This window comes from Corallococcus sicarius (assembly GCF_003611735.1).
GTDB lineage: Bacteria > Myxococcota > Myxococcia > Myxococcales > Myxococcaceae > Corallococcus > Corallococcus sicarius.
Window position 1 is genome coordinate 1 of the sequence record NZ_RAWG01000229.1, and the last position, 15,601, is coordinate 15,601.

The 15,601-nt window shown below is 69.6% G+C and carries 12 protein-coding genes; 9 read left to right on the forward strand and 3 right to left on the reverse strand.

Translation table 11 applies throughout. The features are described from left to right. The first annotated feature begins 46 nt into the window (after positions 1-46). The 5 genes from D7X12_RS28850 (at position 47) to D7X12_RS28870 (ending at position 9,908) form a co-directional block, all read left to right on the forward strand. Positions 47-6,433: a non-ribosomal peptide synthetase gene (locus D7X12_RS28850; RefSeq protein WP_279637248.1), complete on the forward strand. Its 6,387-nt coding sequence runs from the start codon at positions 47-49 to the stop codon at positions 6,431-6,433. A 27-nt stretch (positions 6,434-6,460) separates the two neighbouring features. Beyond that, positions 6,461-7,243, forward strand: a complete 783-nt coding sequence (locus tag D7X12_RS28855) for an alpha/beta fold hydrolase (RefSeq protein WP_120628477.1) — start codon at positions 6,461-6,463, stop codon at positions 7,241-7,243. Then, positions 7,243-8,097, forward strand: a complete 855-nt coding sequence (locus tag D7X12_RS28860) for an alpha/beta fold hydrolase (RefSeq protein WP_120628478.1) — start codon at positions 7,243-7,245, stop codon at positions 8,095-8,097. The genes D7X12_RS28855 and D7X12_RS28860 overlap by 1 nt, the downstream gene beginning before the upstream one ends. Before the next feature lie 123 nt (positions 8,098-8,220). After that, positions 8,221-8,655: a hypothetical protein gene (locus D7X12_RS28865; RefSeq protein WP_120628479.1), complete on the forward strand. Its 435-nt coding sequence runs from the start codon at positions 8,221-8,223 to the stop codon at positions 8,653-8,655. A 176-nt stretch (positions 8,656-8,831) separates the two neighbouring features. After that, the gene (locus tag D7X12_RS28870; RefSeq protein ID WP_120628480.1) at positions 8,832-9,908 is read left to right on the forward strand and encodes a helix-turn-helix transcriptional regulator; all 1,077 of its coding nucleotides are present in this window, start codon (positions 8,832-8,834) and stop codon (positions 9,906-9,908) included. Between the two features lie 62 nt (positions 9,909-9,970). On the opposite strand, the gene D7X12_RS28875 is transcribed toward D7X12_RS28870, so the two are convergent. The 3 genes from D7X12_RS28875 to D7X12_RS28885 all read right to left on the reverse strand — a co-directional run bounded on the left by D7X12_RS28875 (position 9,971) and on the right by D7X12_RS28885 (position 12,259). Then, entirely contained in the window at positions 9,971-10,579 is a 609-nt protein-coding gene (locus D7X12_RS28875) for a hypothetical protein (RefSeq protein ID WP_244224843.1), read from the reverse strand. Between the two features lie 107 nt (positions 10,580-10,686). Then, a complete protein-coding gene (locus D7X12_RS28880; protein ID WP_120628482.1) occupies positions 10,687-11,379 on the reverse strand; it encodes an iron-containing redox enzyme family protein in 693 nt (230 codons plus the stop codon). Between the two features lie 82 nt (positions 11,380-11,461). After that, positions 11,462-12,259 (reverse strand): GNAT family N-acyltransferase, encoded by a 798-nt coding sequence (locus D7X12_RS28885; RefSeq protein ID WP_120628483.1) that lies wholly within the window; start codon positions 12,257-12,259, stop codon positions 11,462-11,464. A gap of 338 nt (positions 12,260-12,597) precedes the next feature. On the opposite strand from D7X12_RS28885, the gene D7X12_RS28890 reads away from it, so the two are divergent. From D7X12_RS28890 to D7X12_RS28905, 4 genes are read left to right on the forward strand one after another with little or no spacing between them, the layout of a single operon-like run. Further along, entirely contained in the window at positions 12,598-13,200 is a 603-nt protein-coding gene (locus D7X12_RS28890; protein ID WP_120628484.1) for an RNA polymerase sigma factor, read from the forward strand. Continuing rightward, positions 13,187-13,552: a helix-turn-helix domain-containing protein gene (locus tag D7X12_RS28895; RefSeq protein WP_147443832.1), complete on the forward strand. Its 366-nt coding sequence runs from the start codon at positions 13,187-13,189 to the stop codon at positions 13,550-13,552. Before D7X12_RS28890 ends, D7X12_RS28895 begins: the two co-directional genes overlap by 14 nt. Beyond that, positions 13,549-14,283: an ImmA/IrrE family metallo-endopeptidase gene (locus tag D7X12_RS28900; protein WP_120628486.1), complete on the forward strand. Its 735-nt coding sequence runs from the start codon at positions 13,549-13,551 to the stop codon at positions 14,281-14,283. Before D7X12_RS28895 ends, D7X12_RS28900 begins: the two co-directional genes overlap by 4 nt. A gap of 2 nt (positions 14,284-14,285) precedes the next feature. After that, a complete protein-coding gene (locus D7X12_RS28905) occupies positions 14,286-15,473 on the forward strand; it encodes a hypothetical protein (RefSeq protein ID WP_120628487.1) in 1,188 nt (395 codons plus the stop codon). The last annotated feature ends 128 nt before the right edge of the window (positions 15,474-15,601 follow it).

A 15,601-nucleotide genomic window follows, 5' to 3' on the forward strand; every position in this document is an offset into this window, starting at 1 on the left:
CCAGGCCCTCCCCGACGACTTCGATCCGTTCGCCGGGCCCGCCCTGCTGCTCACCGCGCCGTCCACCGAGCCCCAGCGCGAGATGTGGACCGGCGTCCAGATGGGCCCCGACGCGTCCTGCGCCTTCAACGAGTCCATGTCCGTGCGGCTCCAGGGCCCGCTGGACGTCGAGTGCCTGCGCGCCGCGCTCCAGGACCTGACGGAGCGGCACGAAGCGCTGCGCAGCACGTTCAGCGCGGATGGCCTCACGCTGTGCGTGGCGGCCTCCGTGCCCCTCCCGCTGGAGGTGCTGGCGCTGGACGCGCTGCCGCCTTCCGAGCGCGAGGCGCGGGTCCGCGACCTGCTGGCCCACGAGGTGGAGACGCCGCTGCCGCTGGAGACGGGGCCCCTGCTGCGCCCCCGCATCGTCCGGCTCGCCGCGGATCAGCACCTGCTGACGCTGACCGCGCATCACATCGTGTGCGACGGCTGGTCCATGGCGGTGATGCTGCGGGACCTGGCGGCGTTCTACTCGGCGCACGTGCGCCGGGTGCCGGCCGCACTGGCGCCCGCGCCCACCTTCAGCGACTACGCCCGCGCGCAGCAGCAGCTGGCCACGACGCCGGAGTACGCCGAGCACGAGCGCTACTGGCTCCAGCGGTTCTCCGGCACGCTGCCGGTGCTGGAGCTGCCGCTGGACAAGCGCCGGCCGCCGTCGAAGACGTACAGCTCCCGGCGCGAGGACTACGTCCTGGAGCCGGCGCTCGTCGAACAGATCAAGCGCGTGGGCGCGCGCCATGGCGGCAGCTTCTTCACCACGCTGCTGGCGGGCTTCAAGGCGCTGCTGCACCGGCTGACGGGGCTGGAGGACGTGGTGGTGGCCATCCCCGCCGCGGGCCAGTCCGTGTCCGGCCTGAAGGACCTGGTGGGCCACTGCGTGAACGCGCTGCCCCTGCGCAGCAACGTGTCCGCGGAGGCGCCCTTCACGCAGGTGCTCAAGCAGCTGCGCACCACGATGCTCGATGCCTACGAGCACCAGGAGTACACGTTCGGAACGCTGCTCAAGCAGCTCGCGCTGCCGAGAGACCCGAGCCGCCTGCCACTCGTCAACGTGCTGTTCAACGTGGACCAGGCCGTCACGGGTGATGAGCTGTCGTTCCAGGGCCTCACCTGCACCCTGGCGAGCAACCCGCGCCACTACGAGAACTTCGACCTCTTCATCAACGCGGCGGAGACCCATGGCCGCGTCGTGCTGGAGTGCCAGTACAACACCGACCTCTTCGAGGGCGCCTCGGTCCGCCGCTGGATGGCCTGCTACGAGGAGCTGCTGCGCGGAGTGATCGCGGACGCGGAAGTCCCGGTGTCGCGCCTGCCGCTGCTGCCTGCGACTGAGAAGCAGCGGGTGCTGGCGGATTGGAATGCCACCACCCGGCCGTTCAACCGTGAAGCCTTCGTCCACACACTCGTCGCCGCCCAGGCCGAGGCCACGCCGGATGCCGTCGCCCTGCGCTCCGGTGCCGTGACGCTCACCTACCGCCAGCTCCTCCAGCGCAGCCACCAGGTGGCGCACGCGCTGAAGCAGCAGGGGGTCACGCCGGGGAGCCTCGTCGGTCTCTTCACCGAGCGCGGCCCGGACATGGTCGTGGGTCTGCTGGGCATCCTCCAGGCGGGCGCCGGTTACGTCCCGTTGGACCCGGGCTTCCCGCCCGAGCGCCTCGCCTTCATGGTCGAAGACGCGAAGCTCTCGCTCGTCCTCACGCAGCAGTCCCTGGTGGCGTCGCTGCCCTCCACCACCGTGAAGCCGCTCCTGATGGAGGACACGGCCTCGCAGCCCGAGTCCGCGCCCTCCGCGCTGGACGTGTCTCCGGAGGCCGTGGCCTACGTCATCTACACGTCGGGTTCGACGGGCAAGCCCAAGGGCGTGCAGGTGCCGCACCGCGCGGTGGTGAACTTCCTCGCCACCATGCAGGAAGCCCCGGGCCTCACCGCCCAGGACGTGCTGCTCGCCGTCACCACGCTCTCCTTCGACATCGCCGTGCTGGAGCTGCTGCTGCCCCTCACCACCGGCGCCCAGGTGGTGCTCGCCTCGCGTGAAATCGCCTCCGACGGCGCGCTGCTCAAGGCCGCGCTCGAAACGCACGACGTCACCGTGATGCAGGCCACGCCCTCCACGTGGCGTCTGCTGTTGGAGGCCGGCTGGAAGCCCCGCCCGGGCTTCAAGGCCCTCTGCGGCGGTGAGGCCCTTCCGCGCGAACTGGCCGAGGCCCTCCTCGCCCGCGTGGGCAGCCTCTGGAACATGTACGGCCCCACGGAGACCACCGTCTGGTCCACCACCTGGCGCGTGCAGCCGCCCCTCTCCTCCATCCGCATTGGCCGCCCCATCGCCAATACCCAGCTCTACCTCCTCGACGCGCACCTGGCCCCCGTGCCCGTGGGCGTCGCGGGCGAGCTGTACATCGGCGGTGACGGCGTCACCCTGGGCTACCTCCACCGGCCGGAGCTGACGCAGGAGCGCTTCCTGCCCAATCCCTTCCGTCCGGGCGAGCGCATGTACCGCACCGGCGACCTCGCCCGCTGGCTGGCCGACGGCACCGTCGAGTACCTCGGCCGCAATGACTCGCAGGTGAAGCTGCGCGGCTTCCGCATCGAGCTGGGTGAAGTCGAAGCGGCGCTCGCCTCCCACCCGTCGCTCGCCCAGGCCGTCGCCCTCGTGCGCGAGGACCGCCCTGGAGACCGCCGCCTCGTCGCCTACCTCATCGCGCGTCCCGGCCAGACGACGCCCGCGGACGAGGTCCTCCGCGCGCACCTCAAGCAGGGGCTGCCGGAGTACATGGTGCCGCAGCACTTCGTGGCCCTGCCCGCGCTGCCGCTCACGCCCAACGGCAAGGTGGACCGCAAGGCCCTGCCGTCGCCGCAGGTGGAGTCGCACGAGGACGCGTACGTCGCGCCGCGTGACGAGACGGAGCAGAAGCTCGCGACCATCTTCGCCGACGTGCTGGGCTTGCGCCGGGTGAGCGTCACGGCCGACTTCTTCCGGCTGGGCGGGCACTCGCTGCTGGCCTCGCAGGCCCTCACGCGCGCGAGCCGCGACCTGGACGTCAGCCTCACGCTGCGCCGGATGTTCGAGGCGCCCACGGTGGAGAAGCTGGCCCGGCTGGTGCGCGGTGACGACGGGGCCACGAGCCCCGCGCAGCGCATCGCGCCCCGCGCGAGCACCGAGCCCGCCCCGCTGTCGCTGATGCAGCAGCGGCTGTGGTTCCTGGAGCAGCTCAACCCGGGCACCGCCGTCTACAACCTGCCCGCGGCGTTCCGCATCCACGGCGCGCTGGACGTGGACGCGCTGCGCGGCAGCTTCAACAAGCTGCTGGAGCGTCACGCCGCCCTGCGCACCTTCGTGCGCTGGGATGAAGGCACGCCGGTGCAGCACATCGCGCCGACGCTGACGGTGGAGCTGGCGCCGGTGGACCTGGAGCCCGTCCCCGCGAACCAGCGCGAGGAGGACCTGCTGCGCCGCCTCCAGGCGCTGGCGGACGAGTCCATCCCCATCACCGCGCCGCCGCTGTTCCGGCTCACGCTGTTCCGGCTGGGCGCTGGCGAGCACGTCCTCTTCTTCATGCCCCATCACCTCATCTGGGATGGGTGGTCGTTCGACGTGTTCCTGCGCGACCTGGACGTCCTCTACGCGGCGCTCACGAAGGGCGCGGAGCCGAAGCTCCCCGCGCTGCCCATCCAGTACGCGGACTTCACCGAGTGGCACCGCAACTGGCTCCAGGGCGAGGAGCTGGAGCGTCAGGCCCGCTACTGGCGTCAGAAGCTCTCCGGGAACCTGCCCGCCCTGGAGCTGCCCACCGACAAGCCGCGTCCCGCGCAGATGAGCCTCAAGGGCGGCACCGAGCCCTTCGTCCTCACCGGCGCGGAGGTGGACGCGCTCACGAAGCTGGGGCGCGAGTCGAACGCCACGCTGTACATGGTGCTGCTCACGGCCTTCAAGACGCTGCTGCACCGCTACACGGGCCAGGAGGACCTGGTGGTGGGCACGCCCATCCGGGGTCGCTCGCATCCCGAGGTGGAGGACCTGCTCGGCTTCTTCGTCAACACGCTGGTCCTGCGCACGCAGATGGGACCGGAGCTGACGTTCCGCCAGCTGTTGGACCGCGTGCGCACCACGTGCATGGAGGCCTTCGGCCACCAGGACATGCCCATCGAGCTGCTGATGCAGCAGCTGGGCGTGCAGCGCGACCTGAGCCGCACGCCGCTGTTCCAGACGTTCTTCACCTTCCAGGACGTGCGCAACCGGGGCGCCACCCTGGGCGACCTCACCTACGGCCAGGTGCACGTGCACGCGCACGCGACGCCGCTGGACCTGAGCTTCTGGGTGAAGGAGACGGCGAACGGCATCGTCGGCGGCATGGACTACAACACCGACCTGTTCGAGCGGGACACCGTCGTCCGCATGCTCGAACAGATCCGCACGCTGCTGCGGGCCGCGCTGTCCGACGCGGAGGTGGCCGTCGCGCGCCTGCCGTTGCTGCCGGAGGCGGAGAAGCAGCGGGTGCTGGCGGATTGGAACGCCACCACCCAGCCGTTCAACCGTGAGGCCTTCGTCCACACGCTCGTGGCCGCCCAGGCCGAAGCGACGCCCGACGCGGTCGCCCTGCGCTCCGGCGCCGTGACGCTCACCTACCGCCAGCTCCTCCAGCGCAGCCACCAGGTGGCGCACGCGCTGAAGCAGCAGGGGGTCACGCCGGGGAGCCTCGTCGGCCTCTTCACCGAGCGCGGGCCCGACATGGTCGTGGGCCTGCTGGGCATCCTCCAGGCGGGCGCCGGTTACGTCCCGTTGGACCCCGGCTTCCCGCCCGAGCGCCTCGCCTTCATGGTCGAGGACGCGAAGCTCTCGCTCGTCCTCACGCAGCAGTCCCTGGTGTCATCGCTGCCCTCCACCACCGTGAAGCCGCTCCTGATCGCGGACACGGCGTCGCAGATGGACACGGCGCCCGAGCCCCTCACCGTCACGCCCGAAGCCGTGGCGTACGTCATCTACACGTCCGGTTCGACGGGCAAGCCCAAGGGCGTGCAGGTACCGCACCGCGCGGTGGTGAACTTCCTCGCCACCATGCAGGAAGCCCCGGGCCTCAGCGCCCAGGACGTGCTGCTCGCCGTCACCACGCTCTCCTTCGACATCGCCGTGCTGGAGCTGCTGCTGCCCCTCACCACCGGCGCCCAGGTGGTGCTCGCCTCGCGCGACACCGCCTCCGATGGCCCCCTCCTCAAGGCCGCGCTGGAGTCGAGCGCGGTCACCGTGATGCAGGCCACGCCCTCCACGTGGCGTCTGCTGTTGGAGGCCGGCTGGAAGCCCCGCCCGGGCTTCAAGGCCCTCTGCGGTGGTGAGGCCCTTCCGCGCGAACTGGCGGAAGCCCTCCTCGCCCGTGTCGGCAGCCTCTGGAACATGTACGGCCCCACGGAGACCACCGTCTGGTCCACCACCTGGCGCGTACAGCCTCCCCTCTCCTCCATCCGCATTGGCCGCCCCATCGCCAATACGCAGCTCTACCTCCTCGACGCGCACCTGGCCCCCGTGCCCGTGGGCGTCGCGGGCGAGCTGTACATCGGCGGTGACGGCGTCACCCTGGGCTACCTCCACCGGCCGGAGCTGACGCAGGAGCGCTTCCTGCCCAATCCCTTCCGTCCAGGCGAGCGCATGTACCGCACCGGTGACCTCGCCCGCTGGCTGTCCGACGGCACCGTCGAGTACCTCGGCCGCAATGACTCGCAGGTGAAGCTGCGCGGCTTCCGCATCGAGCTGGGCGAGGTCGAAGCGGCGCTCGCCTCCCACCCGTCGCTCGCCCAGGCCGTCGCCCTCGTGCGCGAGGACCGCCCTGGAGACCGCCGCCTCGTCGCCTACCTGGTGACGAAGCCGGGCCAGTCCTATACGGACACGGAGCTGCGCAAGCACCTGCGCTCGCAGCTTCCGCAGTACATGGTGCCGCAGCACTTCGTGGAGCTGGAGGCGCTGCCGCTCACGCCCAACGGCAAGGTGGACCGCAAGGCCCTGCCGCCCCCGGCGGGCACCGCGCGTCCCGCCGAGGACGCCTTCGTCGCGCCCCGCACGGAGACGGAGAAGCAGCTGGCGCGCATCTGGCGGGAGGTGCTCGGCATTGCCCAGGTGGGCGTGCACGACAACTTCTTCAACATCGGCGGTCACTCCCTGCTGTCCTTCCAGGTGGTGATGCGCGTCCAGAAGGAGCTGGGACAGGTCCTGCACCCGCGCACGCTGCTGCTCAACACGCTGGAGCAGGTGGCCTCGCAGCTCACGCCCGTGGCGTCAGCGCCGACCTCACAGGCGGCCCCCCCGCCGGCCGCGACGACAAAGATTGCCACCCAGGAGACTTCTGTTCCCCTGGCGCAACGCTTGTTCAATAAGCTGCGGCGGAACCTGCCGGGTCGCTCGGACTGAGCGTCCTGTCGAGGAGAATGGCCAACCGTGACACCCTGCTTCTTCGGCAGCTCCGAAAGACAGCTCTTCGGCATGCACCACCCTGCTCAAGGCGCTGAACGCGCCACCGGGGTGGTGCTCTGCTACCCCGCAGCCCAGGAATACATGTTGACGCATTGGGCCTTCCGGAAGCTGGCCGGCATGCTCGCGCGGGAGGGCTTCCACGTCTTCCGGTTCGACTACTACGGCACAGGCGACTCCGCCGGAGCGGTCCATGAAGGCCGCGTGGCCGAGTGGCTCAAGGACATCCGCCATGCCGTCAACGAGCTGCAGGACCTGACGGGCGTCCAGCGCGTGTCGCTCGTCGGCATGCGGCTGGGCGCGGCGCTCGCCGTGCGCGCCGCCGTGGAGGGCCTGTCCACCGCCGGGCTCGTGCTGTGGGAGCCCCTGGTGGAGGGCGCGGCGTACTTGAAGGAGCTGGAGCTGCTCCAGACACGCCGGGCCGCCCGCACCCTCTTCCCGCAGCCGGTGGTCCCGCTGGAGGTGCGCCAGGAGCTGCTCGGCTTCGCCTTCCCCCGCGCGCTGCACGAAGACGTCCTCGCGTTGGACCTGACCGCGCTGCCTGCGTGGCCCTCGACGCGCACGCACCTGGTGACGGCGACGCCCAAGCCCGAGTACGAGCGACTCCAGCGGCACCTGGAGGCCACCGGCCTTCCCTTCCAGCACCACCTGGTGGCGGAGGACACCGGGGCGTCGACGATCCGGGAGTCCGCGCTCCTGTCCAACCGCGTCCTGCAGACCATCACCTCGCTCCTGAAAGAGGCCGCGTGATGCGCGAGCGCGTCTGTACCTTTGGCCCCGAGGAGTCCCTCGTGGGCGTGTTGACGGAGCCGGATCCCGCGAAGGTGTTGCCGGGAGCTCCCACGGTGGTGCTCTCCAACGTGGGCCTCAACCACCACGTGGGCCCCTACCGCATCTGGGTGGAGCTGGCGCGGCAGCTCGCGGCGCGCGGCTTCAGCACGCTGCGCTTCGACCTGTCCGGCCTGGGTGACAGCCGCCCGCGGCGCGCCGGAGGACCCGACGAGTTCCAGCGGGCCCGCGAGGAGACGCGCGCGGCGCTCGACTTCCTGGAGCAGAAGAAGGGCCAGCGCCGCTTCGTGCTCATGGGCCTGTGCTCCGGCGTGGACAGCGTGCACGCGGTGACGGTGCAGGACCCGCGCGTGGTGGGCGCGGCCTTCATCGACGGCTACACGTACCGCACGGCGGGCTACCACCTGCGCTTCCAGTTCCGCTACCTGAGCCCCCGTCGCTGGAGCCGCTACCTGCGCAAGCGCAAGCTGCCCACCCAGCTGCGCGAGGCGGGTGAAGCGGATGAGGTCTACACGCGCGAGTACCCGGAGCAGGCGCGGCTGATGGAGGACTACGGGCGCCTGCTGGAGCGCGGCGTCAGCCTGTGCTTCGTGTTCTCCGGAGGCATGGGGCTCTCCTACAACTACGAGCGCCAGTTCTTCGAGATGTTCTCCCCGCTGAAGCTGGAGAACCGCGTCACGTATGCCTTCTACCCGCACGCCGACCACCTCTTCTCCGTGCCCGACGACCGCGCGGAGCTCCTGCGCAAGCTCATCGCGTGGGCAGTGGGCTCCGTGCCGCCCCACGCATTGACGGGGGAGAGGCCGACGGGCTGAAGCCCGCCTGCCCGCCCTGCCAGCGGGAATGCGGCCAGCGGCCGGGAGCGCGTCGGGCGCTTGTTTCCCACCCAACGGTCGCCACCTTCGGAGGACACCCTCTCTTTCGAAGGAGCGTTACCCATGAAGCTCCCCCTGATGGCTGCACTGGCGGCCCTCGCCTTCTCCAGCCAGGCGTTCGCGCAGAGCCACACCGACCACGAAACCCCTGCCCAGGACGCGACCACCGACGCGCCCCAGGACAGCGCGCAGCGCTGGGACAAGGCCACGGGCAGCACCCAGAGCACGGGCGTCCTCCTGCCAGAGGAGTCCGGCGCTGCCACTTCCGACAGCACCGAGGAGGGCGTGGGCGGCTCCGGCTCCACCGAGCAGGGAACCAACAGCACGGGCGAAGGCTCGGCCGCCGCGAAGCCCGGGGCCACCAACTCCGGCACCCCGGGCAACAAGGGCGCGAAGATGGAAGTGACGCCGCCGGCCTGGGACCAGAACAAGCAGATGGGCAGCTCCGCGAGCCCCACCACGGGCACCCCGCCGGTGGAAGGCAGCGCCGGCAACTAGGCGCAGCTTCGACAGACAGCGCAATGACAGTCATGGACGGGTCCGCCGGAAGGGGGGCCCGTCCATACCCCTTGTGGGGTACAGACCCGCGCGACTCCCACCGCTAAGTCATTGCCTGTACCGGGCGTCGGCGCGGGCGGGCTCCTTCCGTCCGGCGGACAGGATGGGAGGCCCTGATGAACCTCACCACGCGCGAGCAGGCACTCATCTCCGAGCTGACCCAGGCCCTCTCCAGCTCCCTGGACCTGGCGGAGGTCCTGGCCCGCGCCCAGGGCGCCATCTCGCAGTTGCTGCCGTCCGACTACGCGGCGCTGTGTGTGTCCCGGCCCGAGCGGCCCGGCGACTACGAGTGGCTGGGATTGGGAGCGCCCGGGGTCCTCTTCACGCACTACCCGGAGCTGGCCGAGGTGGACTTCGTGCGCGAGGCCGTGAGGAAGCAGCCCAACGTGGCGCTCCGGGACTCCGACATGCTGTCGCGGCGGGAGCTGAAGCGCAGCCTCCTGTACCTGCGCTGCCGTGAGCTGGGGCTGCCGCTGGAGCACGTGATGGCGGTGCTGCTGGAGCTGCGGCACGACTGGCACGGGGGCTTCACGCTGTACCGGGAACACGCCCAGCCCTTCTCCTCGCGAGAGCAGGCGCTCCTCAACTGGCTGACGCCCTACCTGGTGAACACCGTGCGCAACTGCCGGATGTTCTCCGACGTGGCGATGCGGGGTGACATGCTGGACGCCCTCTTCCGCCACCAGGGCGCCGAGTGCATCGTGCTGGAGCCGCCGGAGCGCGAGACGCTGAGGACGCCCGGAGCCACGGAGCTCCTGCGACGCTGGTTCCCGGAGCTGGAGGCGGACGACGCCCGGCTGCCCCAGGAGTTGACGGAGCACCTGAAGCGGCTGCGGCTGATGACGGGAAGCAACGGCGTGGACACGCTGGTGCGCTCGGGCGAGCGGACGCACCTCAAGGTCACCTTCGTGGAGCTGCCTGAACAACGTGGCAGCCGGCCCTGGTCGGTGATGTTGCAGGAGTGCTCGCGGTCCATCCCGATGCCGGAGCAGTGGCGCCAGAAGATCTCCAAGCGCGAGGCGGACGTCGTCCAGGGCGTGCTCAGCAACGGGTCCAACGAGGCCATCGCCCAGGAGCTGGGGCTGACGCTCAACACGGTGAAGACGCACCTGCGGAACATCTTCCCCAAGCTGGGGATGGAGAGCCGCACGGACCTGCTCTACCACGCGGCCTGGCGGCAGAAGCCGAGGTGAGCCGCGCGGAATGACACGGGGCCCGGAGGCGTGTCGCCTCCGGGCCCCAGCACTGCAAGGCCTTACGGCTGCCTCTGGAGCTTGAGGGTGAGGGACGTCATCCCGCCCGAGGGCTGGAGGGTGACCGTGCCTTGCGTGAAGTGCTCCTCCTTGACCTGGAACAGGAGCACCCCGGTGATGGTGTCGTTGCTGCTGAGGTCGCTGTCCCAGACCCGGAAGGCCCACGGCTCCGCGAGCAGCTTGCTCGCCGTCGCGGTGCAGCCCCCCGTCGTCCACGCGGGCGTGTAGCCCTGCACCTCCGGGGTGCGCGACGACACGGTCATCCCCGGGCAGGCCAGCTCCACGAAGACATCCGGAGCCGAGTTGTCCGCGTCCCAGGCCGTTCCGTTGTTGGAGGCCGTGATCTGAGCCGACACGGGCTGGACGAGCCACACGCCCGCGGGATCCACCCCGCAGGTCTGGTCCGTCCGGCACACCTGGGACGTGCCACACGTCGAGCACGTGGCCCCGGCCTTACCGCACGCGGAAGCGGTGTTCCCCGTCTGGCAGGTGTTGTTGAAACAGCAGCCCGTGCAGTTGGACGCCGAGCACTTCTCCGGGGGCGGCGGGCCCTCCCCCGGGTCGTCGCCGCCACAGCCCGCCAGGAACAGGCCTGCCACCACTGCCGCCATCCGATACATTTTCATGCTTGTGTTGCGCCCCCACAGAGGTCGGTGTTCGGGCGCAGGATGTCCAGGCGGCGGTGGCCTGTCTTTACCCCTTCCGGGGGATGGACGGCTCAGGGATCCCGGAAGAAGCTCGGAAACAGGGCGCGCGTCGTGCGGGCGGACAGGAGCAGCGCGGCCTGCTCCTCCGGGGACGTGAGCGCGCGCAGCACCGACTCCAGCTCCGCCACGTGGTCGCCGTCCGCGGCGCCGTGGCCGCGCAGGAAGGTGACGGCCTTGTGGATGTTCGGGATGCCGCTCTCCGCGATGAGCCGGTCCACCGACGCCGGGGCGCGCTCCACGGAGAGGTATTCCAGCACATAGGCGGTGCCCAGGAACGCGGTGGGCACGCCCGACAGCGTGGTGAAGCGGTTCCACTCCACGTAGGCCCGCACCGCGGAGCAGACCGGCGCGCGCTCCACGCGCTCCGCCGTCCACCCCAGGTTCCGCAGGTCCGCGAGGAGCCACTTCTCGTGGCCCTTCTCCTCGCCGGACTTCTGGAGCAGCAGGTCCGCGAGCACGGTGTGCCGGCCCTCGCGCTTCATGCGCTCGCCGGACCCGGTGAGGAACTGCGTGCTCCAGCGCACGTACTGGTACGTCTGGATGAGGTAGTGGGCGTAGTCGTCCGGGTGGATGCGGCCCTCGAAGAGGCGCCGGGCGCCGGGGTTCGTGTCCAGCTCCCGCACGAGCATCCGCGCTTCGTGCCGCAGGGAAGTCATCCAGTCCGCCTTCGGGGTCTGCTCCTGCGTCTTCGGTTGCTTGCACATACACGTCTCCTGTCCGGGGCCCGTGAGGGCCCGGTGGGTGGGGTTGAAGGGTGAAGGGGAAGAAGGAGCGCGCCGGCCTGACTCAGGCGGCGTCGGCGTCCAGTCGGGCGAAGAGGCGCAACGTGCCCTGGGGAATCTCATCCAGGGCGGCGACGAGCGGCACGGTGAAGCGGTGGAAGGCCTTGTCGTAGTGGGGCGGCCCGATGAAGCGCGCGCCCAGCTTGTCCGCGAAGAGCGACAGCACGCGCGGCATGCGCAGGCCGTCCAGTTCGCCCTTGCGTGCGCGCTCCAGCTCCAGTGGCTTGAGGAAGGGAGCGACGGGTGCGGGCGGCGGCGCGGGGAACTCGCGGGTCCGCACGGGGTAGCGGTCACTCACCCAGCCCCTGCGGGCGGCGGCGCGGTAGAGGAGGTCCGCTTCTTCGGGGGAGTCGGTCTCCATGTTCGCGGCGGCGATCCAGTGGGTGACGCCGCGGCGGCGGCTCTCGCGGTAGAGCTCCGTCTGGAGGCGCGGCATCACCGCGCCATTGCGGTTGTGCCGGGAGACGCAGTAGCGCGTCGTCTCCGCGAACACGCGACCTGGCGCGGCGAGCTGCGACAGGTCCAGCTTCCGCTCGATGTCGAGCCCCAGGACGCTGCCGGCGGAGGCGGCCACCTCCGGATTGGGCAACAGCAGCCGCGACGTCGCGACCGGCTCCTCCCCTGCGTAGACGAGGACATGCGCGGTCGTGGGCAACGTGTCGAAGCAGTTGGCCTCGCGCGGGGCATGCGGCTGCTTGTCGCCCAGCATCCGCAGCTCCGCACCAAACACTTCCCAGCGAACGCGGAGCGCATCATCCAGCTCGCGCTGCGTATCAGCGACACGGCTACTCAAGGGCGTCATGGGGAGTCTCGCCTCCGGCGGTGAAGGGCGGACCGTGTGGCCAACCCTGCCCCTTCCTTCGTTGCTGCGTGCCGGAGTGCGCTCGTGGGTTGTGTTTTTCAATGAGCCGCACGGCGTCAAAGGCAGCCAGGGTCACTGTCGTTCCAGGGGATCGCCACGGACCCACCGCCCTCAAAGGCCCTACCACCTACGAGGTAGAGACATCGATCCTCAAGAGGATCAACCTCCCGGCTAGGACGGTGACGCTCCGCCGTCGAACTCTACAGGGCTGTAGCGAAAGTCCAGTTGGACCGTAGCGAAACCTGAAAGCAGGCGCGCATGCCGGTGAGGAGTGGGGGATGAGCTTTCCATCAAGAGAAGAGGAGCGGAGGTTGCACGAGCGGATCCTGGAGAGGGATCCCGTCGCGCCAGCAGACGTCTTCAGGCTGCTCATCCCGTACGTGATGAAGACCGTTCGGATGGAGATGCACTGCTCCCAGGAGGACGCGCGGGATTCCGCCATCGACGCGATCCTCATCTACCTGAACGAGCCTGAGCGGTACGACCGCCAGAAGAAGACGCTCCTGCGCAGCTTCCTGACGCATATCGCCAAGATGCGCTCCGTGGACCGGTACCGCTCCTGGGAGCGGAGAGTCCTGCGCGAACAGAAATACGCGGAGGAATTCGAACTCGGGGGGAGGTCTCCGAAAGAGGTGATGGAGGAGACGGTGGAAGCCAGGCGGGCCATCGAGAAGTTCGAGCAGATGAATCTGGATGACAGGGACCAGGAGCTCCTCCACCACGTGCTGTTGGGCGAGGGGTCCACCGAGAAGCTGGCCCAGGTGCTGGGTCATGAATCGCTGCCGAAGGATGAGCGGCAGCAAATGGTGAAACGCGACCGCGACCGGGTTCTGAAGTCGCTGCGGCGTTTCGGAAGGGAGGACTCCCATGATGAATCCTGACTGGCTGGAGACAGCGGCGGAACGCGGTGCCCGGGTGCCTGAACTGCTGGGCTCCATGTTCGCGTGGTACCGGGACCTGGAGGACCTCTCGGTCCAGGCGCTCGCTGAACAGCTCGGCTGCACGGAGGCCACGCTCCACTGGATGTCGCTGTGCCGCAGGCCCCGCAGCGAGGCGTTCGCGGCGGACGTGCTGCAGATCGCGGAGCGCTTTGGCGTGGACCCCTCCGGCATCTTCCAGGTGCTGCGCCACATTGAAGTCACCGAGGCGCTCATCACGCAGTCCAACAGCCCGGTGGAGCCGGGCGCCCGCGCACTCCAGCTCGCGGCTCGCGACCATGAGAAGAAGCCGTGAGTGAGCGCTGGCTGGGAGAGGCCGTGAAGGTGGCGGGACTCCCCCCGCCGCGCGCCTTTCCCCGCAACATCGTCCCGGATGCCCTGGCGGTGCTGCCGGTGAGCTTCGTTCCCCTGGAGGCGGTGACCTCCAGCGCCGTGCGGGCGTACTTCGCCCGGCGCAGGTTGAGCCCCGCGCTCGAAGAGGATGCCGCCCAGACGATGCACGGCTGCATGGTGGCGTTCTGCGGCAAGGGCTTCCTCTTCTACGCGCGCCACGACGCGCCGGATGAGCAGCGCTTCACGCTGGCGCACGAGCTGGCCCACTTCGTCCTCGACCACCTCCAGCCGCGAAAGAAGGCTCAAGCCTTCTTTGGGGACAGCATCCTCGATGTCCTCAATGACCAGCGCCTGCCCACGCGCGAGGAGTTGCTGACCTCGGCGCTCGATGGCGTCCCCACCAAGGTCCAGGTCCACCTGATGGAGCGTGACGCGGTGGGCAGCATCGACACCGGACAGGTCGCGCGCTCCGAACAGCGCGCCGACCGTCTGGCTTTTGAATGGCTTGCGCCCGAGTCCGTCGCAATGCCGGTCCTGAAGCAGGATCCCCAAGGGGAGCAGGCTTCAAGACTCCAGCAGACGTTCGGGCTGCCCCCGAGCAAAGCCGAAACCTACGCGCGGGTGTTGCGCCAGCGGGATGGAAGCCCCCGCTTTTCCCTGGCGGTCTTCCTGGGTGAAGAAGGCCCGAGGTAACCATGGCTGGACGTGGCGCACCGGATGACAACGACCTCGCGGGGGACGGTGACTACCTCGCGTCCTTCGGAGAGTCCCTGACCCAGACGCTCGACCTCGAGCGCTGGGCAAATGGCTTGAACCTGGAGGACATCATGCGTGTCTTCCGGGAGCAGATTGGCGGCGCCATGCGCAAGGAGGACGTGCTGCGCGCCACCGTCCGCAAGGAACTCCTGCCCCTGTTGAAGAGTCGCCCCAAGGCCCCCGCGGGCGCGGGCGTCTATCAGGCCACGGAAGAAGAGTTGAAGGCCGTCCACGAGGGCGTCCTCTTCCGGGGCAATGTCGAGGCAGTGAACGGGCGCGCGGTGTCACACGACACGCTGGCCCTGGGCATCACGCAGCTGGGCATCGCCGCCGTGGGCTATGGCGGCTCGTCCGGGACCTTCTCCCAGCGGCTCTTCCGCAAGGAGGTCACCTTCCAGATGGATGACCCGTTCAAGGAAGCCCGTGAGTACGTCCAGCGACGGGAGGTCCGCTCCCGGCAGGCGCCCCGGAACAAGGACAGCCTCTCCCGGCTGGCCACCCGGGGCATCCGCACCTACGCGGAGCGGGCCGTCCTGGTGGAGCGGCTCCAGGCCGAGTGGCGCATGGGACTCGGCAACCCGCTGGCCTATGAGCTGGTGACGGGCTCGGGCTATCGGGGTCTGCTGGATGCGTCGTTGGAGCTGCTCGAGCGGCTTGTCACCCAGACGCAGAAGTTCGTCTTCGTCACCGACAAGCTGGAGCACCGGGGGTTCCTGACCCTGGGCCATTCGCTCGACACCGGCGAGTACGCCATCCTCGAGACGCTGGAGGCCTACGGCAACGAGGTCCTGGACGGCTGGCGTTATGACCAGGAGGGGCTCTACAAGGCCGAGGCCTTCTTCAAGAAGTTCTGCCCCCAGGTGGTGATGGGGTTGTTCCGCGCGTCGAACAACTCACCGCCCCGCCTCTTCTATGCACACCGCGAGCATGTCCACCTCGCTGTGAGAATCGCCATGGCGGACAGCATCCTCCGGCCGGAGCAGGGCTATCCCATGCTCCTCGATGTCGCCGCGATGACCTGTCACAGCGTCTTCGGCGAGGACGGGTTCCAGGGGCTCGTCCAGGACGCCTACGCCCAGGTGGATCCAAGCCTGCAGTACTTGAACGTGCGCAAGCTGCGCCGCTAGCTGCTTCGAGGGGGAGAACACATCCATGTCCGACAATGACAGGTGGCCCGCGGAACCGGGCCCGGCAGCGCCGCGCAATGGCAGCACCTACCGGGCCCCCGCGATGAACGGCCAGGCCCCCCACCCCG